The sequence below is a fragment of the Streptomyces sp. NPDC046860 genome (genome assembly GCF_040645115.1).
Taxonomy (GTDB): Bacteria; Actinomycetota; Actinomycetes; order Streptomycetales; family Streptomycetaceae; genus Streptomyces.
Map to the genome: position 1 here is coordinate 60,936 of NZ_JBEYXQ010000013.1, position 19,861 is coordinate 80,796.

Genomic DNA, 19,861 nt, shown 5'->3' on the forward strand with positions numbered 1-19,861 from the left:
GGACAGAACATGTCCTAGATGTGGGGCATGCTCGGACGCATGACGACGGACACCCCGGCTCGGCTGCTGACGCTCCTGTCCCTCCTCCAGACCCCCCGCGAATGGCCCGGCGGCGAACTGGCCGGCCGTCTCGGGGTGTCCCGCCGCACGGTCCGGCGCGACATCGACCGGCTGCGCGAGCTGGGCTATCCGGTGCAGGCCAGCAAGGGCGCGGAGGGCGGGTACCGGCTGGTCGCGGGCAAGGCGATGCCGCCGCTGGTGCTGGACGACGAGGAGGCCGTCGCCATCGCGGTCGGCCTGCGCGCGGGCGCCGGGCACGCGGTCGCGGGCGTGGACGAGGCGTCGGTGCGGGCGCTGGCCAAGCTGGAGCAGGTGCTCCCGGCCCGGCTGCGCCGCCAGGTCGCCACCCTCCAGGCCGCGACCACCCCGCTGACCAGCGGCGACGGCGCGACGATCGCGCCGGAGACGCTGACCGTGATCGCGTCCGCCATCGCCGGCCACGAGCGGCTGCGCTTCGCCTACCGGGCCGGTGACGGCAGCGACTCGCGCCGGCTGACCGAGCCGCACCGGCTGGTGTCCACCGGGCGGCGCTGGTACCTCGTCGCCTACGACCTCGACCGGGAGGACTGGCGCACCTTCCGCGTGGACCGGGTCGGCGACCCCTTCGCCACCGGCGCCCGCTTCACCCCGCGCGAGCTGCCCTCCGGCGACGCGGCGGAATTCCTGCGGCGCTCGATCCAACGGCGCAGCGAGACCTGGGAGTTCAGCGTCCGCTTCGCGGCCCCCGCCGATCTGGTCGCCGCCCGCCTCCCCCACTGGTTCGGCGCCCCGGAGCCGGACGGCCCCGGCCACTGCGTCCTGCGCGGTTCCACCGGGGACCCGGTGGAGTGGCTGGCGATGCGGCTGGCGACGGCGGGGCACGCGTTCACGGTCCAGGGGCCGGACGCCCTGGCCGGGGCCGTACGGGAACTGGGGGCGCGGCTGCTGAGCGCGGCCCCTCAGCCCTGAGGCGCTTCCCAGCCGAAGTCGCCGAGGGCCACCAGGTTGCCGAGGGCCAGCGCGGCGGGACCGGCCGGGCCGGTGGGCGGCGCCTCGGTGAGGGCCCAGGTCTCCACGGCGACCCGCACGGCCGCGCCCGCGACGGCGGCGGCGAACCGGAGGTGGGGAGTGGCCGCCTCGGCGGTGTCGTCCTCGGCGGTGCCGTCCGCGTCGGTGCCGGGCGACAGCCGGGCGGCCAGCGCCTGCGCCAGTTCCGTCTCGGACGCCTGGCAGACCTCCGCCCAGACCTTGCGCAGGGCCGGGCTGGTGTGGGCCATGCGGATGAGGGTGCGGGCCCACTCCCAGGCGGACGCGGAGACTCCGACCCCGGGGGCGAGGGTGCGGTCGACGGCGTGCCGCAGGGCCTCGGGGAGGGCGAGGTGGGCCGGGGCCTCGCGGACGGCCTCGGTCCAGAGCTGGGCGCCCGCCGCGTACAGCGGGGCCACCGCCTCCTCCTTGGAGGCGAAGTAGCGGTAGAAGGTGCGCGGCGCGATGCCGGCCGCGTGGGCGATGTCCTCGGCGCGGGTCGCCCGCAGGCCCTGCCGGACGAAGAGGGTCGCGGCGGCGGAGGCGATCTCCATCCGGGTCTCGGCCTTACGGCGTTCGGTGAGGGAGGCCGCCGGAGACGCCGGGTAGGAGCGCCTTCGGGCGGTGGTGCCGGTGTTGCCAGAGTTACGGGTGGTACGGGGGGTGCTCACCTCGGCAGGCTATGCCCCTGTGGCACAATCTGCCATTCGGCGGGTCACCCCGTGGTTCAGGTGCGGGGTGGCCCGCTCTGTCATGCCCGCGGTCATGCCCCCGCGGCCCTGCACGCGGCCTTGCCCGCAGTCGCGCACGCGGCCCTGCCCGCGCCCGAGACGCTCCCGGCACGAAAAAGCCGGGCTCCGGCGCCGGGGGGGTGGCGCCGGAGCCCGGCGGGAAGTCCCGACGCCGGGGGGGATGTGACGTCGGAACTGGTCGGTGACCCGCCCCGGAGGGCGGGTGCGCACGGCGGTGGGGACGCCGTGCGGTACTCGGCGGGAGTGCGGCCTCCGGAGCCTCGGCCCCGGTGCCCGCAAGGGTTGTTCCCTCGCACCGGGGCCTTGAAGCGACGGGACCACGCCATGTTGGCGCCGCATTCCGCCATCATCGCGCCGCCGCACCACCCCGGGCGCCCCCCCTGGGGGCCCTGGGGGCCTACGCCGCCGCGTCGAACCCGGTGTCGCGGGCCAGCTTCTTCAGTTCCAGCAGCGCGTGCTTCTCGATCTGCCGGATCCGCTCGCGCGTCAGTCCGTGCTCCTTGCCGACCTCGGTGAGGGTCCGCTCGCGGCCGTCCTCGATGCCGTACCGCATCTTGATGATCGAGGCGGTGCGCTCGTCGAGGCGGCCGATCAGGTCGTCCAGCTCCTCGCGGCGCAGCAGGCTGAGCACCGACTGCTCGGGGGAGACCGCGGAGGTGTCCTCCAGCAGGTCGCCGAACTGCGTCTCGCCCTCGTCGTCCACCGACATGTTCAGCGAGACCGGGTCACGGGACCAGTCGAGCACGTCCGTGACGCGCTCCGGCGTGGACGCCAGCTCGGCGGCGATCTCCGCGGGCTCCGGGTCCCGGCCGTGCTCCCGGTTGAACTCGCGCTGGACGCGGCGGATGCGGCCCAGCTCCTCCACCAGGTGGACGGGGAGCCGGATGGTGCGGGACTGGTCGGCGATCGAGCGGGTGATGGCCTGGCGGATCCACCAGGTCGCGTACGTGGAGAACTTGAAGCCCTTGCGGTAGTCGAACTTCTCGACCGCGCGCACCAGGCCCGCGTTGCCCTCCTGGATGAGGTCGAGCAGGGGCAGGCCGCTGCGCGGGTAGCGCCGGGCGACGGCCACGACCAGGCGGAGGTTGGAGCGGATGAAGACGTCCTTGGCCCGCTCGCTCTCGTCGAACAGTGCCTGAAGCTCCTCGCGGGACGCCTCGGCGGCGGTCTCCTCCTGGCCGTCGAGGACCTGGCGCGCGAACACGCCCGCCTCGATCGTCTGGGACAGCTCGACCTCCTTGGCGGCGTCGAGCAGGGGCGTACGCGCGATCTCGTCGAGGTACATGCCGACCAGGTCGCGGTCGGCTATCTCGCCGCCGCGGACGCGGACGCTGCTTGCCCTGTCTGCCGTCTGTCCCCCAGAGCCCGGAGCCTGGGAGGTGCCCCCATTGGCGGACTTACGACGGGCGACGGCGCGGGTTGCCATGCGTGCTCCCTTGCGGTGGTGGCTGGCAGGTGGTCCTGACGAACGCTCGGCACTCCGGACCCTCCCTCGGGACTCTCCTCGGGTGCCCTGCATCCGTGGGAAACAACGACTGGAATCCGGACAGAATTCCCAACCCGCCCCCCGATTTTTCTGATCATGCAGTACCCTGTGGCGCCACATGGGGAGGTGCGATGCCGTCCAGTCGTACAGAGGTGCAGGTCAGGCCAGGGACCGAGGCCGATCTGGATGCCCTCACGGCGCTCTACAACCACTACGTACGTGAGACGGCCATCACATTCGACACGGCCCCTCTCACCCCGACGGAGCGCCGCCCCTGGCTGCTCTCCCACCCGGAAGACGGCCCGCACCGCCTCCTGGTTGCCACGGAGGCGGATTCCCGCCGCGTCCTGGGTTACGCCACCTCGGGTCCGCACCGCCCGAAGGCCGCCTACGCCCCCTCGGTGGAGACCTCCGTCTACCTCGCCCCGGACGCCACCGGCCGCGGCGTCGGCACGCTGCTCTACGCCGCCCTCTTCGCCGCACTGGCCGACGAGGACGTGCACCGCGCCTTCGCCGGCATCGCTCAGCCCAACGAGGCGTCGATCCGGCTGCACGAAGGCTTCGGTTTCCGGCACCTGGGCACGTTCGGCGAGGTGGGCCGCAAGTTCGGCCGCTACTGGGACGTGGCCTGGTACCAGAAGGACCTGAAGTCCGGCTGAGTCGCCGACCGGGTTTCAGCCGAACTGGACGGACCGCTTGGCGAGCCCCATCCAGAACCCGTCGATCACCGACCGGTGCGCGTCCGCGCCGGCCGCGCCGAGCGTGACGAACAGTGGCGCGAAATGTTCGGTGCGCGGGTGCGCGAGCTTCCCGGCCGGCGCCTTGGTCTCGAAGTCCAGCAGCGCGTCGAAGTCGCCCGCGTCCAGCGCGGCGCGGCCCCAGTCGTCGAACTCGGCGGACCAGCCCGGCACGCCCCCGGCGTGCCGCAGGGCGGCCAGGTTGTGGGTGAAGAATCCGGAGCCGACGATCAGCACACCCTCGTCACGCAGCGGCGCGAGCCTGCGGCCGATGTCGAGCAGGCGGGCCGGATCGAGGGTGGGCAGGGAGATCTGGAGGACGGGGACGTCGGCCTCGGGGAACATCTCGACGAGCGGGACGTAGGCGCCGTGGTCGAGGCCGCGGTCGGGGACGTCCTGGACCGGCATGCCGGGGGCACGCAGCAGCTTGCGCACGGAATCGGCCAGTCCGGGGGCGCCGGGGGCCTCGTACCGCACGCGGTAGTAGTGCTCGGGGAAGCCCCAGAAGTCGTAGACCAGCGGGAGGGTGCGGGTGGCGCCGAGGGCGAGGGGGGCCTCCTCCCAGTGGGCGGAGACCATCAGGATCGCCTTCGGGCGGGGCAGCTCCGCGGACCAGGCGGCGAGCTGGCCGGGCCAGACGGGGTCGTCGGCGAGCGGCGGGGCGCCATGACTGAGGTAGAGAGCGGGCATGCGTGCGGCGGCGGACGGCTCGGCGGTGTCGTGCATGGCGTCTCCTCCCGGGCGGGCCTCGGGGCGACCCACCGTGGCCCGAACTTTGCTTTAACTCTCAAGCATTACGCCTCAGGTTACGCCCAGCTTGTTCAATTTTCAAGAAGGTGGCTCGTACAGTGGAAGACATGAACTCGGCATCCACCCCGGCAACGGCGCCGGCCCCCGGCCACCGCTGGCTCACCGACGAGGAACAGCGCGTCTGGCGGGCGTATCTGCACGCGACGACCCTGCTGGAGGACCATCTCGACCGGCAGCTCCAGCGCGACGCGGGCATGCCGCACATCTACTACGGGCTGCTCGTCACCCTCGCCGAGGCGCCGCGCCGCCGGCTGCGGATGACCGAGCTGGCCCGGAAGTCGAAGATCACCCGCTCCCGGCTCTCGCACGCCGTCGCCCGGCTGGAGAAGAGCGGCTGGGTGCGCCGCGAGGACTGCCCCTCGGACAAGCGCGGCCAGTTCGCGGTGCTCACCGAGGACGGCGCCGAGGTGCTGCGCCGTACCGCGCCCGGTCATGTCGCCGCCGTACGGCAGGCCATGTTCGACCGGCTGACCCCGGCACAGCAGAAGGCCCTCGGCGAGATCATGGAGATCGTCGCCGAGGGCCTTCAGCCGAGCGAGGCGGGCGCGGACCTGCCCTGGCTCCGCTGAACTACCGCGAGGTCAGTGGGCCACCACCGGCACCGGGACCTCGTCCTCGGCGCCGTCACCGGAGGCGACCTTGGTGGAGCCCGGCCTGCCCGCGTTGACCATGGTGAACGCGATCAGCGAGGCGACGGCCAGGATGCCGACGGCGAACCAGATGGCCGAGCTGTATCCGTGCACCATGCCCTGCAGCTTGACCAGCTGCTGCTGCGGCGCGGCGGTCGCGGACGCGATGTGGTCCTTGACGTACGAGGTGGTCGCGGACGCGGCGATGGTGTTCAGCAGGGCGGTGCCGATCGCGCCGCCGACCTGCTGCGAGGTGTTGACCATGGCGGAGGCGACACCCGCGTCCCGGGGCTCGACGCCCTGGGTCGCCAGCGACATCGCCGGCATGAAGGCCGTACCCATGCCGAGGCCGAGCAGCACCATCGCGGGCAGCAGCAGCGCCGCGTAGGAGGAGCCGATCTCCAGCTGGGTCAGCAGCAGCATGCCGACCGCGGCGAGCGCGAAGCCGGGGCCCATGAGCAGCCGGGCCGGGACCCGGATCATCAGGCGGGCGCCGATCTGGGTGGAGCCGGTGATCATGCCCGCGACCATCGGCAGGAACGCGAAGCCGGTCTTGACCGGGGAGTAGCCCTTCACGACCTGGAGGTAGTAGGTCAGGAAGAGGAACAGGCCGAACATGCCGATGATGGCGAGGCCGAGCGAGAGGTAGATGCCGCCGCGGCTGCGGTCGGCGACCACGCGCAGCGGCAGCAGCGGAGCCTTGACCCGCTGCTCGACCAGGACGAACGCCAGCAGCAGCACGACGGAGGCGACGAACATCGAGATGGTGACCGCGTCGCTCCAGCCGTCGGACTCGGCGCGGGTGAAGCCGTACACCAGGGCGACCAGGCCGAGGGTGGACAGGACCACGCCGGGGATGTCGAGCGGGGAGCGGTTGCGGCCGCCCTCGGGCTCACGGATCACGAACCAGGCACCGGCCGCGGCGGCGATGGCGAACGGGACGTTGACGAAGAAGGTCCAGCGCCAGTCGAGGTACTCGGTGAGGAAGCCGCCGAGGATCAGGCCGACGGCACCGCCGCCGCCCGCGATGGCGCCGTAGATGCCGAACGCCTTGGCGCGCTCCTTGGCGTCGGTGAACATCACCGCGAGCAGGGACAGCGCGGCCGGGGCGAGCAGGGCGCCGAAGACACCCTGGAGGGCGCGGGCGCCGAACATCATCACGCCGGTGGTGGCGGCGCCGCCGAGCGCGGAGGCCGCGGCGAAGCCGGCGAGGCCGAGCAGGAAGGCCCGCTTGCGGCCCCACAGGTCGGCGATGCGGCCGCCGAAGAGCAGCAGACCACCGAAGGCGAGGGCGTAGGCGGTGACGACCCACTGCCGGTTGCCGTCGGATATGCCGAGGTCCTGCTGGGCGGAGGGCAGCGCGATGTTCACGATGGTGGCGTCGAGGACGACCATCAGCTGGGCCAGCGCGATGAAGACGAGCGCCTTCCAGCGGTTGGCGTCGCCGCCGGGCGCGGCGGCCGCGGGCGGCTTGGTGGCTGTTTCGGACATGGGGGTACCCCGTTCGGGACTTCGGTCGGACGTATCGGTCATGCGGGGCGCGGCCGTACGCGGCACTGCGTACGCGCACAGGGCGTGCGGGGCCCCGCCGGCTCGCCCTCGTCGGCGGCCGGGTGGCAAAGAAGAGGCTTCTGGTTCCGGGGTGCGGGCCCGGCGGACGTGCGGGTCTGGCGGTCGGGCGGTCAGGTCGGTCGGGTCAGGACGTGCGCAGGTCCTCCATGGTCACGGCCGTGCCGGGCAGGACGGAGCGGGCCGGTGCCCGCAGTCCGTCGAGGAAGAGTTGGAGATGGCGGTGCACGAACCGGTCGGCGTCGAAGCAGGCCGTACCGGCCGGGGGCCGGCTGAGCTGCGCCGCGGCGACCATCAGGTCACCGACACCGACGTCGCCGCGGAGCTGGCCGGCCGCCTTGGCGCGGTCCATGACCTCGGCGATCAGCGCCTCCACCCGCTCCCGTGCCGCCTCCAGGTCGGGGTGGCTGTGGTCGAAGGTGCTGGAGACCATCGGGCACAGCGCGCTGATCCGCTCCTCGGCGGCGGCGTGCGCGAAGCGCTCCAGCGCGGCGAAGGCGTCGCCGGTCTCGGCGAGCGCGCATTTCGCCGCCTCGGCCGTGCGGTCCATCACGGAGCACAGGACCTCCCGGACCAGGGCCTCCCGGTCCGGGAAATTGCGGTACAGCGTGGCGTTGCCGACGCCCGCGCGGCGGGCGATCTCGTCGAGCGGCACCTGGGGGCCGTGTTCGACGAGCATCTCCCGTGCGGCGGTGACGATCCGCTCCCGGTTGCGGAGCGCGTCGGCACGGGGCCGGGGCGACGCCCTGCGGGCGGGGGGTGCGGTGCGCACGGCGGACACGGCGGACTCCACATCTGTACGGGTCGGGAAGCGGACGGTGGGCGTCCGGTGATCCGGGGAGAAGCTCCCCGTTTCGCGCGGACACAGGTCTAAACGGGGAGACCCTCCCCGCTTATTTCCCGCTCCGGCGAAATCGCGTGTGACCTGGCTCACAGCATGACTCGGCGCGTCACTGCCCCGCCCCCGGCCGGACGATTCATCCCCACAGTATGCGATTCACACCCACTCCTGCCGAAATCCCACGATCGGCCTCCCTCAGCGCGCGGCACCGGCCCCGGCGACACAGGGTGAGGCCAAGGACGCAGCCGGGTAACGGGGGCTGCCGTGGAGCGGGAGGTCCGTGTATGCAGCCGCCATCGCCCCGCCGCCGCATACGCCCGCGCCGCGTGGCCGCCCTCGCCTCGGTGACCGCGCTGACCTTCGCGGTCAGCACCTCGGCCGGGTCCGGGCAGCTCACGGCGCGCACCACCTCCGGGCCGATCGGCCTGATACGCACGGCCGCCCTGGCTCCCTGCATGATCCAGGGGGCGGCGGAGGTCCAGATGACCGAGGGCTTCCCCACCTCCACCGGCTACTCCCGCTCCACCGGCACCGTCCATGCCCTGACCCTCATGGTCGACTTCCCGGACACCCCCGGCGAGGGCAAGGCGATGGACCGCTTCCACGAGTTCTTCCCGAAGACCCAGGAATGGTTCGCCAAGGCGTCGTACGGCCGGCTCGACTACCGCGCCGAGACCCCGATCACCTCCTGGCTGCGGATGCCCAAGCCGTTCGAGGACTACGGCATAGAGCGCGGCGCCCCCTTCGACCCCGGCTACCGGCAACTGGTGCGCGACATCGTCTCCGCCGCCGACCCGGACGTGGACTTCCGCTCGTACGACCTGCTGAACGTGCTCGTCACTCCGAACGCCGGCCCCTCCGCCCTGGACACGGTCCTGTCCGTGACCTTCGCCGGCAACGGCGAGGCCCCGGTGGCCGACGGCACCCCGGTCGCCAACGCCTCCTTCGTCTACTCCCGCCAGGACGACGGCTCCGGCGCCTACGCGGAGACGGGCTACCGGGTGCTGCCGCACGAGAACGGCCACACCTTCGGACTGCCGGACCTGTACACGCAGGAGGGCGGCAGCGCGGTCGGGCACTGGGACATCATGAGCGAGGACTGGGGGGCCAACAACGACCTGCTGGGCTGGCACAAGTGGAAGCTGGGCTGGCTGCCGGCGGGCCAGGTCGGCTGCGCGACGGCCGCGGGCAGCCAGGAGTACACCCTCTCCCCGCTCTCCCGGAAGGACGGCGGCAAGCTGGTGATGGTCCCGATCGACGACCGCACCGCGTACGCGCTGGAGCTGCGGGCGGAGGGCGGGAACGACGAGGCCGTCTGCAAGCCCGGCATCCTCGTCTACAAGGTCGACGCCGCCGTCGACACCGGCCGCGGCCCCATCACCGTCTACGACGCCCACCGGGACAGCGGCGGCTGCACCCGCAGCCCCAACGTCCACGCCGAGCTCTCCGACGCACCTTTCTCCCCCGGCGAGACCTTCAAGGACCCGGCGCACGGCATCACCGTCCACGTGGTGAGCGCGGACCTGGACGACAGGTACCGGGTACGGGTGACCCGCACGCACGCGGCGAAGAACAGCACGGCGGCGGCAGGGCCGGTCCGGCCAAGTGACCGCTGAACCGGCCCCTTTGACCGCCCGCGCCCCGCTCGCCCACCACCCCACCCCTGATCCGCTACCCTGTCAGGGGCAGCCACCCAGGTGGCCGTCGTACCCCGCCTTCGTAGCTCAGGGGATAGAGCACCGCTCTCCTAAAGCGGGTGTCGCAGGTTCGAATCCTGCCGGGGGCACAGAGAAAGACCAGGCCAGAGGCCCTTTCGTTCGGTGAGCGGGAGGGCCTTCGCGCTGCTCGGGGTCACTTCTTCGCGGCGGGGCGCCGCACGCCCTTGCCCGTGCCGCCGCGGGCCGGCTTCGCGGGCTCGCTCTTGCGCGCCGGGGTCTGCGCCGCGGGCGCCTGCGCCGGCCGTTTCCGCGTGGTCGGCCACTTGAACTCGATCTCCAGCTCGACCTCGCCGTCGCCGATCTCGATCTCCACCTCGCTGCGGAGGTCGTCGGGGATGCGCAGGCTCAGCGTCGCGGAGCCGAGTTCCAGTTCGGCCTCCCCGCCGTCGCGCAGCGCGGCGGCGAGTGCGGCGAGCTGGTCGGCCGCCTCGCGGCGGGAGAGCGAGCGCTTCTGCTCGAACCTGAGGTCCTTCATGGGTGTCTCCCGTCCCGGGCGAAGACCGGCGGTCACTGCCGCGACCGGTCCGCTCCGGCCGGTCGGGCTACTTCCAATCTCGCCGTCCCGGATGCCCCGCGCACCTCGGCACGCCTGCCGGTGAGCGCGCCATGCAGACGGCCCGGATGGGTCCTACGGTGGGAAGAAGGCGCCCGTCGGCGGAAACGCGGTCCGCTTCCGCCCCATCTCCCCCGGGCCCGACTCACCAGGAAGGCAAGCGCCATGTCCACCGCATCGGACACCCCTGTCCTGGACACCCTCGCCGCCATGACGGTCGATTCGATCGAGCGCTGCGGGCTGCCCCCGGACATGCTCATCCTCACGCGTATCGCGGCACTCGCCGCCTCGGACGCCCCGCCGCTCTCCTACGCGGCCCATATCGATCCCGCCCTGGAGACGGGGGTGACCGCCGAACAGCTCCAGGACGTCCTGGTCGCCATCGCCCCCATCGTCGGCACCGCCCGCGTCATGACGGCGGCGGCCAACATCGCCACGGCTCTCGGCATCGCCATCGCGGTCGCCGACGCCGACATCTCGGCCCGGGGCTGAGAGCGGACTCCCGTCCGGCCCGGTGGTCAGCGCGGCCGGACGGGAGCGACGGCCGCCAACGCGACGTACAGGTAAGCCACTTGCGTGAACGGCGGCCTCTTCGGCCGCGCACCGGCCGCCTTCGCCGAGCCGTACGCCGGTCACCACGAGCGCGACCACCGGTCCCCGAGCAACGCCGCCGGGCCGGGTGCGCCAACCGGTCGATGTGCACGGCGGGTCACGGAGCGGCCTCCGGAGCTGCTGGGACGATGCGCGCATGGCATCCGGAGCAGGTACCTCCGAGAAATCGGGCACGGCGCGCATCGTCCTGCTGGCACTCGCGGCGGGGCAGTTCCTGATGGCGCTCGACAGCTCCGTCATGAACGTCTCCATCGCCACGGTGGCCGAGGACGTGGGCACGACGGTGTCGGGTGTGCAGGGCGCGATCACGGCCTACACCCTGGTCATGGCGATGTTCATGATCCCCGGCGGCAAGGTGGGGGCGCTGATCGGCCGCAAACGCGCGTTCATGATCGGCTGCGTCGTCTACGGGTGCGGTTCCCTCATCACCGCGCTCGCGCCGAACCTGCCCGTGCTGCTGCTCGGCTGGGCGTTCCTGGAGGGGATCGGAGCCGCCCTCATCCTGCCCGCGATCGTGGCGCTCGTGGCGAGCAACTTCGCCGCCGAGCGCCGCGCCGCCGCCTATGGTCTCGTCGCGGCCGCGGGAGCCGTGGCGATCGCGGTCGGGCCGCTCGTCGGGGGTGTCGCGACGACGTACTTCTCCTGGCGGTGGGTCTTCGCCGGTGAGGTCGTGATGGTGCTCGGCATCCTGGGGCTCGCCGGCCGCATCGCCGACGCGCCGGTCGGCGAACGCCCCCGCATCGACCTCGTCGGCGCCGTGCTCTCCGCGCTCGGGCTCGGGCTCTTCGTCTACGGCGTGCTCCGCTCCGACGAGTGGGGCTGGCTCCAGCCGAAGCCCGGCGCGCCCTCGGGGCTCGGGGTCTCGCTGGTCGTGTGGCTGATGCTGGCCGGGCTCTCCCTGGTCTGGCTCTTCCTCCGCTGGGAGGCGCGCGTGGTCCGGCGGGGCGGGGAGCCGCTCGTCGACCCGGGCATGCTGCGCGTACCGCAGTTCACCGGCGGACTGACGATGTTCTTCTTCCAGTACCTGGTCCAGATGGGCGTCTTCTTCGTCGTACCGCTCTACCTGTCCGTCGCCCTGGGGCTGTCCGCGCTCCAGACCGGCGCCCGCATCCTGCCGCTGTCCGTGACGCTGCTGGCGGCCGCCGTGCTGATCCCCCGGCTCCTCCCGGACGTGTCTCCGCGGCGGGTGGTGCGGCTCGGGACCCTCGCGCTGCTCGTGGGCGCGGTGGCCCTGATGGGCGCGCTCGACGTGGAGGCGGACGCGGCGATCGTGACCGTCCCGCTGCTGCTGATCGGGCTGGGCATGGGGGCGCTGGCCTCCCAGCTCGGGTCGGTCACCGTGTCCGCGGTGCCGGAGTCGCGGAGCGCGGAGGTCGGCGGCGTGCAGAACGCCGTCACCAACCTCGGCGCCTCGATCGGTACGGCGCTCGCCGGGTCGATCATGATCGCCGCGCTGACGACCTCCTTCCTCACCAGCGTGGAGCGGAACCCGGCGATCCCGGCCGAGGTCAAGAGTCAGGCGAACGTCCAACTCCAGAGCGGTGCGCCGTTCCTGTCGGACGCTCAGCTCAAGTCCGCTCTCGAAGAGGCGGGCACCGGGGCGGAGGTCGCGCGGGCGGCGCTCGACGCGAACACCGAAGCCAGGATCGACGGTCTGCGGGCCGCGCTCGCCGTCCTCGCCTTCGCCGCGGTCCTCGCCCTGTTCTTCACCTCGCGCATCCCGGCGACCCAGCCCCGGTCGGCGGCCAACTAGTCGCTGACCGGCCGGAGGTGCGCCTTCTTCGCCCGGCGGTGAAGGCCGTCCGCCTCGCCCTTATGCGGGACTTACTTTTCGTGTAACGTGCGCGCGTTCGATTCTTCATGAAACTCTCAGAAAGTCCGACGATGAGCGCTCCGACGCCCCCCGCCGCCCCGCAGGACCCCCAGTTCCAGCAGGGTCAGCCCTTCCAGGGGGCCGCGCCCGTGCCCGCCGCCGCGCCCGCCAAGCCGAGCAAGGTGAAGAAGTTCCTCAGCATCGTGGCTCTGCTCGTCGTCGCCGTGGTGGTGAAGGTCGGCATCGCGTACGTCTTCAACTCCCCGGTGCACGCCGAGGCCGGCGACTGCGTCCGGGTGACCGGTGGCGACAACGACCCCGAGGTCGACACCAAGGACTGCACCGACAAGGACGCCAACTACAAGGTGATCAAGGTCGTCAAGGACACCTTCGACGTCAACGCCTGCACCGTCGGCGAGGCCGCGCTCGCGCAGGAGTGGGACGCGGAGAAGTTCGTGCTCTGCCTGGACCCCGTGAAGAAGTAGCCCGTGGGCTGGGCGGCCGTCAGCCGTCCAGCCGCGAACGCCGGTTCATCCACGCGGCCACCGCCGCGCCCGACACGTTGTGCCAGACCGAGAAGACCGCGGCCGGCAGCGCCGCCAGCGGGTTGAAGTAGGTGGCCGCCAGCGACGCGGCCAGGCCCGAGTTCTGCATCCCGACCTCGAAGGCCATGGCCCGGCTCGCCGCGGGGTCGAGCCGTGCCGCGCGGGCGGCTCCGTAACCGAGGGCCAGGCCGAGGGCGTTGTGCAGGACCACCGCGAGCAGGACGAGCGCGGCCGCGTCCTTCAGCGCGGAGGCGCTCGCGGCCACGACGATCAGGACGATGACGGCCACCGTCCCGGCCGACAGCCAGGGCAGCGCGGGCAGGCAGCGGCGCGCGAGGCCCGAGGCCAGGCGCCGGACCAGCAGGCCCGCCACCACCGGGACCAGGACCGTCTTGAGGATGTCGACCATCATCGGGCCCGCCTCGACGTCCAGCATGTGCCCCGCGAGCAGCAGGACCAGGTACGGGGTGACCAGCGGGGCGATCAGCGTGGAGACCGTCGCCACCGACATCGACAGGGCCACGTCACCCCTGGCGAGGAAGGTCACCACGTTGGACGCCGTGCCGCTCGGCGTGCAGCCGACGAGGATGACGCCCACGGCCAGCGCCGGGGGCAGGTCCAGCAGCCCGGCGATCGCCCAGCCGAGGCCCGGCATGATCACGTAGTGCGCGACCAGACCGAGCGCGACCGCCCAGGGGCGCCTGGCCACACCCTGGAAGTCCTCCGACGTCATCGTCAGCCCCATGCAGAACATGACGACCCCGAGCAGGTACGGAACAGCCGTCTTCCCCCCGGCGAAGGCCGACGGCATCACCATCCCGAGGGCACCCGCGGCCAGCACCAGCAGGGGGAAGACGGTCACGGCCCGTCTCGCCGCGCGGCCGGCATCCGCCGTGTCCGCCAGGTCAGTTGTCACGTCGGCCGGGGCGACCCGGTCCTCTGAGTGCTGCACTTACCGCTCCCGCGTCCGCCGTCCCGTCGTCGCGCGCGGCAATCCGCCCGCCCGCCGATCGTGCCAGACGCCCCCCCCGTCCGTGTATGGGGCACCTATCGCGGCGCCGCCCCCGCGCACCCCACGCACTGCGTGGTAGCCGGGCGGATGTCCAGGCGTTCCGGCGAGATCTTCGTGCCGCAGGTCTCGCAGATGCCGTATCCGCCCTCCGCGAGGCGGGAGAGGGCCTCGTCCAGGTGGTCGAGGTGGGTGCGGGCCTGGGTGAGGAGGGAGGAGACGTGGGCCCGTTCGAAGGCGGTGCTGGAACCGTCCGGATCGTGTTCGTCGTCGACGGCGACCAGGGCGTTGGCCTCCACGATCGCGGTGAAATCCCTGTTCAGGGCCTCGATCTGGGTCTGGGTGGCGGCGCGCTCGGCCAGGAGACGGGCCTGGATCGCGGCCGCGTCCGGGGCATCGCCTGACGCGTCCGGGACATTGCCTGACGAATCGGTCATTCATACGTCAGCGTCCAGCCGGGCGGGCGTATTCCGGGCCCCCGCCCCGTCCGTCCGGCCCGCCAGCGCCAGCCCCGCCGTCACCGCGACCGACGCCCCGGCCATGACCGTCATCCCCGTCGCCGGAGAGGTCAGTTGGGCCAGTGCTCCCGCCAGGCCCGCGCTCACCCCCTGCATGGTCAGCATCCCCGCCGAGTGCAGCCCGAGGGCGTGGCCGGACAGGTCGCCCGGGGTCAGGGACATCAGGCGTTCCTGCTGGACCAGACTCGCGCCGAAGCCCACCGAGGCGAGCGTCACGCACAGCAGGGCCACCGGCAGCGGAGGGCGGGCCGCGAAGGCCAGGTACGGCACGGCGAGGAGGAGCAGCAGCGGAGTGGCCAGGCGGGCGCGGACCGGGGCGGGCAGGAGCCGGCCCACCGTCACGTCCCCCACCAGCATCCCCACCGCCGCGCAGGCGAACAGCGTGCCCGCGGCGTCCGGCGCGTACGACACGTACAGCGACTCGCAGCCGACGACCAGGCCGTTGGGCACCCACAGGCCCAGGTAGGTGAGCCGGCGGGGGCGCGAGGACCACAGGACGGCGTTGGTGTGCCAGGTCGCCGCCACGGACGGGCGGCCGGTGGCGCGGGGCGGCCGGGCGGTGAGGCCGGTCCGGAGCAGCAGGGCGGCGGTCAGGTACAGGGCGGCGGCGAGCAGCAGGCAGGTGCGCGGGGAGACCGCGGTCAGCAGGGCGCCGCCGGTCGCGTACCCGGCCGTCTGGGTCAGACCGCTCATGATGTTGAAGAGGGAACGGCCCTGCAGGTAGCCGTCCCTGGTGAGGATCTCGTTCACCAGGCCCCAGCGCACCCCGCCGCCCAGCGCGGCCACCAGGCCCAGCAGGAACACGGCCCCCAGCAGGACGCCCGGCGGCAGACCCGGAACCGCCTGGAACGCCGTGCCGGCCGCGAAGACCGCCGCGATCGCGGACAGGGCGGTGCGCGGGGGCAGCCGGTCGGAGCCGGAGAGCAGGAAGGTCGCGCCGAGGACCTGGGCCAGCGACGGGCCGAACATGCTCAGCGCCGAGAGCAGCGGGGAGCCGGTGGCCCGGTAGACGAGGGTGCCCAGGGCGAGCCCGCCCATCGTCTGGGCGGCGGTCTGCGCGGAGGAGGCGAGGAAGAGGGGGGTGAACTCCGGGGTGCGGAACAGGGATCTGTAGCTCGGCATGCGGGAAGTCTCGGCGGGGCGGTGAGGGGCTGGTTATTGTTTCGCCGGACCGCGAAAGACCGGGGGGTGACGCGTATGGGCTGGTGGCTGCTCGACGCCGACACGCTGGCCCGCAGCCGCTTCGTGATCTCCCCCTTCGCCGAGACCTTCGCCAGCCTCAAGCTGCTGAACGCGGCCGCGCCCACGCACCCCGGCGAGCGGGAGTGGCTGCACACTCATCTGCCCGCCTACCGGGCCCTGTTGGCAGCGGACCCGGTCACCGCGCGGCTGGTGCGCGCGGGGCTGGGCCGGGACTGGATCGCCGACTTCCTCACGCCCGCCCCGCGGGACGGGGAGACCGTCGCCGAAGGGCTCGCCCGGGTGCGGGCCGCCCGTCCCGCCGACGCCCGCGCCCACCTGCTGCTCTCCCTCGGCGGGCCGCCGCTGCCCGCCGTGCTGGACCGGGACGACCTGCCCGAGCGGGCGGCGGCACTGCTGGAGTGGGTGTGGGAGGAGACGGTGCGCCCGCACTGGGAGCACCGCAGACGGGTGCTGGAGACGGACGTCCTGGCGCGTACCGCGCGGATGGGCCGGGGCGGCTGGGCCGGGGTGCTGGACGGCCTGCGCCCGGGGACGCGGTGGCTCGGGGAGAGCCGGTTCCAGGTCAACGCGCGCGCCTACCCGCCCCGCGAGATCTCCGGCTCCGATCTCGTCCTCGTCCCGGTGACCCCGCAGCGGCAGGGCTGGGTGTCCTGGGAGGAGCGGGAGCGGTACGCGGTGATCTACCCCTGCGCCGGGGCGCTGGCCGGGCAGGCCGACCGCCCGGTGGCCGCGAGCCTGGGCGCGCTGCTCGGTCCGGCCCGCGCGACCGTCCTCACCCTGCTGGACTCCCCCCTGAGCACCACCCAGCTCACCGCGCTCACCGGACAGACCCTCGGCTCGGTCGGCCGTCACCTGAAGGTGCTCCGCGACTGCGCCCTGATCTCCCGCCGCCGCGCGGGCCGCTCGGTGCTGTACACGCGCACCGCCGCCGGCGAGGTACTGGTGGAGGCCGCCCGGAAGGGCCCTGGTTAGGCTGCCCACCATGACGACCAGCGATCACACCTCCTCCCCCCTCGACGTCGAGATCGGCGCGCTCAAGGGCGGCTCCGCAGAGCTCTCCCAGTACGCCGGACAGGCCGTGCTCGTCGTGAACGTGGCCTCCAAGTGCGGGCTGACCCCGCAGTACACGGGTCTGGAGCGGCTCCAGGAGCGGTTCGGCCCGCGCGGGTTCACCGTGCTCGGCGTGCCGTGCAACCAGTTCATGGGCCAGGAGCCCGGTTCCGCCGAGGAGATCGCCGAGTTCTGCTCGGCGACGTACGGCGTGACCTTCCCGCTCACCGAGAAGGTCGAGGTGAACGGCGACGGCCGGCACCCCCTCTACGACCGGCTGACCGGCTTCGCCGACGCCGAGGGCCACACCGGTGACATCCGCTGGAACTTCGAGAAGTTCCTGATCGGCCGCGACGGCGAGATCGCCGCGCGCTTCGCCCCGCAGACCGAGCCGGAGTCCGCCGAGGTCGTGGCGGCCGTCGAGGCGCAGCTCGGCTGACACCGGCGCCGCCGGCACCCGCGCGGCCGGCATGAGTGAAGCCCCCTCGGCAAGGACGGCGACCGGACGAGGGGGCTTCTCGGGTACTGCTTGTGCTGTTGTGTTCGGCGAAGCATCGGTCGGTGCTTCCGCGCGGTGGGACCGGAGGGGTCCCTACTTGACCGAGGCCACGAAGGCGTTCCACGCCGTGGCGGGGAACGCCAGGACGGGACCCGCGAGGTCCTTGGAGTCACGTACGGCGAGTTCGGCGGGGGTCGGCGACTGGACCTCGACGCAGGCGCCGTTGCCCGCGGAATAGGAGGACTTCATCCACGTCTCCGTCGCGCCCTGGATCAATGCCATGTCCACTCCTGTTGCGAGTTGCGGTGGTGCGGTTCGCGCCAACCCTTCCCAGCGGCTGGCGTGATCGACGCTACCGGTCAACCCCCTTGCTCGCAGGAGACGTTCACCCGAGCGGATGGCATATTCCAACTGAGCAGTCAGGGGAACGGGGCGCCGTGTACGATCCCTCGCCCCACGTACTCCCGGCCTACTGGGCGAACCTCTTGGCGGCGTCCTGGATGAACCGCTGGGACTGCTCCACCGGGAGCGCCTGGGCACGCAGGTGCTCGTACATCACGGCGTACTTCTGCACGTCCGGAGCCTTCTCCAGGTACAGGTCGCTGGTGACGCCCTCCAGGTAGACCACGCTGGAGTCGGCCGCGTCGGCGAACTCAAGGATGGCGTACTGGCCGTTGAGCCCGGGGTGCGCGCCCACCTCGAAGGGCAGCACCTGCACGGTGACGTGCGGGAGCTGGGACAGCTCGGCCAGGTGCTCCAGCTGCTCGCGCATGATGAGCTTGCTGCCGACGACCCGGTGCAGCGCGGCCTCGTCCAGCACCACCCAGAGCCGCAGCGGGTTGGCCTCGTCGGTGACCCGCTCCTGGCGGCGCATCCGGACCTTGACGCGCTTGTCGATCTCGGCGGTCGAGGTCTCCGGCAGCGCGCCACGCACCAGCGCCTCCGCGTAGGCACGGGTCTGCAACAGGCCGGTGACGAGCTGGGGTTCGTACACCCGCAGCGACTGCGCGTCGGTCTCCAGACCGATGTAGACGCTGTACGGGATGTCGCCGAAGGTGTGCCACCAGCCCTGCTGCCGGGAGTCACGGGCCATCTCCATCAGCGAGTCGACCACCCTCTGGTCCTCGACCTCGTACACCCCGCACAGATCGCGGACGTCACGCTGGCTGATGCTGCGGCGGCCGTTCTCCAGCCGGCTGATCTTGGACTGCGACACCAGCAGGCGGTCGGCGACCTCTTCGGCCGTCATGCCCTTGAGCTCGCGGAGCTTGCGCAGCTCCTGGCCCAGCCGACGCCGCCTGACGGTGGGATTGACATTGGACGCCACGGGACGCGCACCTCCGGCCGGCTGCCTTTATCTGACGCTTTGTGTATCTGCTGTTGAGCAGACTGCCACCAAGGTGGTTCCTACCGCTGGGAAACGTCGGATATGCGGCGCGTACGCGTCAGTTCGCTGATATTGACCGGCCCCGGTCCGGCGTGCGCGCGAGTGGTGGAGCGGGGCGGGGGACCCCGTCGGTCCGCCCGCCCCGCTCCTCGACCAGCCCGTCACCGGCGGGAGTCGGCCCCTGCCGGTGCTCCGTTCAGTGTGCCGCCACGCGGGCCATCGGCCCGTGGTGCGGCTGCATCGGGACCCCGCGCGCGGGTTCCCCGGCGACCCTGGCCCCGGGGCCGGGCTGCCGGCCCACGGGTCCCTGACCGCGCCTCGGCTGCGCGGCCACGCCGTTCTGCACGTCCATCACCGCGTGCGCGACCAGGCCGCCCATCGGGTCGTGCCGGATCAGGTCCCGCAGCCGGGAGCGGGACGAGCGTCCCTCGTTGCCCGGATACAGGTGCTTGCCCAGCCCGACCGCGTGGGCCAGCGCGGCCAGCGCGGCGGTCCGGGGGTCCGGTGGTACGCCGGTACGGATCGCGGAGTCGAGCCTCCCGCGGATCTCCCGGCTGATGGTGGTGTCCGTCGCCTGGTACCGCGTGGTCGGCAGCACGCCGCACATCTGGCCCGGGACGGCGGCCACCATGCCGCACCTCTCCAGGTGCGACAGATAGGTCTGACGCAGGCCCAGCCGGGGCCCGCCTATCCAATGGACGGCCCGTACCGGAGCGCCGCGCCTTCGCAGCAGCTCCAACGCGCAGTCCAGAGTCGGATCTCCTGTCGGCCGTGGCACCACCACGGCGATACGATCCCCGTCTGGGGCTATCCGTCCGGCCAGCGCCAGCTCCACTAGCTGCGCACCGGCCAGACCGAGGTCGAGCGACTGCGGCTGCGCAGTGGTACCCGTGGCCGGGTCCAGTGCGAGCATCAGAAGCTCTTCCGGAAGTGTTCTGCGGCTCCTGCCCATCCATGCCTCCCCGCGTGGATGAATGACAGGGTGACGCCTCTCACATTCATCTGTCGAGGGTGCGTGCCCGGTTCGTGGGGGAACCGGCAGGTATGTCGTTCTCGTCTGCCACT

At 72.5% G+C, this 19,861-nt stretch carries 21 protein-coding genes and 1 tRNA gene; 10 read left to right on the plus strand and 12 right to left on the minus strand.

Features of this window, described 5'->3' with window-relative positions:
* The first annotated feature begins 39 nt into the window (after positions 1–39).
* The gene (locus tag ABZ898_RS19960; protein ID WP_361660264.1) at positions 40–1,008 is read left to right on the plus strand and encodes a YafY family protein; all 969 of its coding nucleotides are present in this window, start codon (positions 40–42) and stop codon (positions 1,006–1,008) included.
* Here the strand turns inward: ABZ898_RS19960 and ABZ898_RS19965 are convergent.
* A complete protein-coding gene (locus ABZ898_RS19965; RefSeq protein WP_361660524.1) occupies positions 999–1,619 on the minus strand; it encodes a TetR family transcriptional regulator in 621 nt (206 codons plus the stop codon). The genes ABZ898_RS19960 and ABZ898_RS19965 overlap by 10 nt on opposite strands.
* A 595-nt stretch (positions 1,620–2,214) precedes the next feature.
* Positions 2,215–3,243 (minus strand): sigma-70 family RNA polymerase sigma factor, encoded by a 1,029-nt coding sequence (locus tag ABZ898_RS19970; RefSeq protein WP_361660267.1) that lies wholly within the window; start codon positions 3,241–3,243, stop codon positions 2,215–2,217.
* Positions 3,244–3,434: 191 nt separating this feature from the next.
* On the opposite strand from ABZ898_RS19970, the gene ABZ898_RS19975 reads away from it, so the two are divergent.
* Positions 3,435–3,962, plus strand: coding sequence for an N-acetyltransferase family protein (locus ABZ898_RS19975; protein ID WP_361660270.1), 528 nt, complete (start codon positions 3,435–3,437; stop codon positions 3,960–3,962).
* A 15-nt stretch (positions 3,963–3,977) separates the two neighbouring features.
* Here the strand turns inward: ABZ898_RS19975 and ABZ898_RS19980 are convergent, their stop codons facing one another.
* The gene (locus tag ABZ898_RS19980) at positions 3,978–4,766 is read right to left on the minus strand and encodes a class III extradiol ring-cleavage dioxygenase (protein WP_361660273.1); all 789 of its coding nucleotides are present in this window, start codon (positions 4,764–4,766) and stop codon (positions 3,978–3,980) included.
* A 131-nt stretch (positions 4,767–4,897) separates the two neighbouring features.
* Between ABZ898_RS19980 and ABZ898_RS19985 the strand changes: the two genes are divergently transcribed.
* Positions 4,898–5,419: a MarR family transcriptional regulator gene (locus ABZ898_RS19985; RefSeq protein WP_361660276.1), complete on the plus strand. Its 522-nt coding sequence runs from the start codon at positions 4,898–4,900 to the stop codon at positions 5,417–5,419.
* 12 nt (positions 5,420–5,431) lie between these two features.
* On the opposite strand, the gene ABZ898_RS19990 is transcribed toward ABZ898_RS19985, so the two are convergent.
* On the minus strand, positions 5,432–6,970 hold the full coding sequence (locus tag ABZ898_RS19990; protein ID WP_361660279.1) for an MFS transporter: 1,539 nt from the start codon (positions 6,968–6,970) through the stop codon (positions 5,432–5,434).
* Between the two features lie 205 nt (positions 6,971–7,175).
* Positions 7,176–7,820 (minus strand): helix-turn-helix domain-containing protein, encoded by a 645-nt coding sequence (locus ABZ898_RS19995; RefSeq protein WP_361660527.1) that lies wholly within the window; start codon positions 7,818–7,820, stop codon positions 7,176–7,178.
* 353 nt (positions 7,821–8,173) lie between these two features.
* Between ABZ898_RS19995 and ABZ898_RS20000 the strand changes: the two genes are divergently transcribed.
* Together ABZ898_RS20000 and ABZ898_RS20005 are read left to right on the plus strand one after the other, a co-directional pair.
* A complete protein-coding gene (locus ABZ898_RS20000) occupies positions 8,174–9,505 on the plus strand; it encodes a M6 family metalloprotease domain-containing protein (protein ID WP_361660282.1) in 1,332 nt (443 codons plus the stop codon).
* A gap of 97 nt (positions 9,506–9,602) precedes the next feature.
* Positions 9,603–9,675: transfer RNA gene (locus ABZ898_RS20005), tRNA-Arg, on the plus strand.
* Positions 9,676–9,740: 65 nt separating this feature from the next.
* On the opposite strand, the gene ABZ898_RS20010 is transcribed toward ABZ898_RS20005, so the two are convergent.
* Positions 9,741–10,082, minus strand: coding sequence for an amphi-Trp domain-containing protein (locus tag ABZ898_RS20010; protein WP_361660285.1), 342 nt, complete (start codon positions 10,080–10,082; stop codon positions 9,741–9,743).
* 243 nt (positions 10,083–10,325) lie between these two features.
* Here ABZ898_RS20010 and ABZ898_RS20015 point away from each other — a divergent pair, with 243 nt between their 5' ends.
* From ABZ898_RS20015 to ABZ898_RS20025, 3 genes are all read left to right on the plus strand, one after another.
* Positions 10,326–10,652 (plus strand): carboxymuconolactone decarboxylase family protein, encoded by a 327-nt coding sequence (locus ABZ898_RS20015; protein WP_361660288.1) that lies wholly within the window; start codon positions 10,326–10,328, stop codon positions 10,650–10,652.
* Between the two features lie 256 nt (positions 10,653–10,908).
* Positions 10,909–12,525 (plus strand): MFS transporter, encoded by a 1,617-nt coding sequence (locus ABZ898_RS20020; RefSeq protein WP_361660291.1) that lies wholly within the window; start codon positions 10,909–10,911, stop codon positions 12,523–12,525.
* A gap of 131 nt (positions 12,526–12,656) precedes the next feature.
* Complete coding sequence (locus ABZ898_RS20025) at positions 12,657–13,070, plus strand: hypothetical protein (protein ID WP_361660293.1); 414 nt, start codon at positions 12,657–12,659, stop codon at positions 13,068–13,070.
* Positions 13,071–13,089: 19 nt separating this feature from the next.
* Here ABZ898_RS20025 and ABZ898_RS20030 read toward each other — a convergent pair whose 3' ends face one another.
* The 3 genes from ABZ898_RS20030 to ABZ898_RS20040 all read right to left on the minus strand — a co-directional run bounded on the left by ABZ898_RS20030 (position 13,090) and on the right by ABZ898_RS20040 (position 15,779).
* Positions 13,090–14,046 carry a bile acid:sodium symporter family protein gene (locus ABZ898_RS20030; protein ID WP_361660530.1) on the minus strand — a complete coding sequence of 319 codons (957 nt, stop codon included), beginning with the start codon at positions 14,044–14,046 and terminating at the stop codon, positions 13,090–13,092.
* Between the two features lie 131 nt (positions 14,047–14,177).
* Complete coding sequence (locus ABZ898_RS20035; protein WP_361660296.1) at positions 14,178–14,576, minus strand: TraR/DksA C4-type zinc finger protein; 399 nt, start codon at positions 14,574–14,576, stop codon at positions 14,178–14,180.
* Entirely contained in the window at positions 14,577–15,779 is a 1,203-nt protein-coding gene (locus ABZ898_RS20040) for an MFS transporter (RefSeq protein WP_361660299.1), read from the minus strand. It abuts the gene before it with no gap.
* A 75-nt stretch (positions 15,780–15,854) separates the two neighbouring features.
* Here ABZ898_RS20040 and ABZ898_RS20045 point away from each other — a divergent pair, with 75 nt between their 5' ends.
* Together ABZ898_RS20045 and ABZ898_RS20050 are read left to right on the plus strand one after the other, a co-directional pair.
* Positions 15,855–16,832 carry a winged helix-turn-helix domain-containing protein gene (locus ABZ898_RS20045; protein ID WP_361660533.1) on the plus strand — a complete coding sequence of 326 codons (978 nt, stop codon included), beginning with the start codon at positions 15,855–15,857 and terminating at the stop codon, positions 16,830–16,832.
* A gap of 10 nt (positions 16,833–16,842) precedes the next feature.
* Positions 16,843–17,349, plus strand: coding sequence for a glutathione peroxidase (locus ABZ898_RS20050; RefSeq protein ID WP_361660302.1), 507 nt, complete (start codon positions 16,843–16,845; stop codon positions 17,347–17,349).
* A 153-nt stretch (positions 17,350–17,502) separates the two neighbouring features.
* Here the strand turns inward: ABZ898_RS20050 and ABZ898_RS20055 are convergent, their stop codons facing one another.
* From ABZ898_RS20055 to ABZ898_RS20065, 3 genes are all read right to left on the minus strand, one after another.
* On the minus strand, positions 17,503–17,691 hold the full coding sequence (locus tag ABZ898_RS20055) for a DUF397 domain-containing protein (RefSeq protein ID WP_361660304.1): 189 nt from the start codon (positions 17,689–17,691) through the stop codon (positions 17,503–17,505).
* A 187-nt stretch (positions 17,692–17,878) separates the two neighbouring features.
* The gene (locus ABZ898_RS20060) at positions 17,879–18,736 is read right to left on the minus strand and encodes a helix-turn-helix transcriptional regulator (protein ID WP_361660307.1); all 858 of its coding nucleotides are present in this window, start codon (positions 18,734–18,736) and stop codon (positions 17,879–17,881) included.
* A 256-nt stretch (positions 18,737–18,992) separates the two neighbouring features.
* Positions 18,993–19,748 carry a GPP34 family phosphoprotein gene (locus ABZ898_RS20065; protein ID WP_361660311.1) on the minus strand — a complete coding sequence of 252 codons (756 nt, stop codon included), beginning with the start codon at positions 19,746–19,748 and terminating at the stop codon, positions 18,993–18,995.
* Positions 19,749–19,861: the final 113 nt, after the last annotated feature.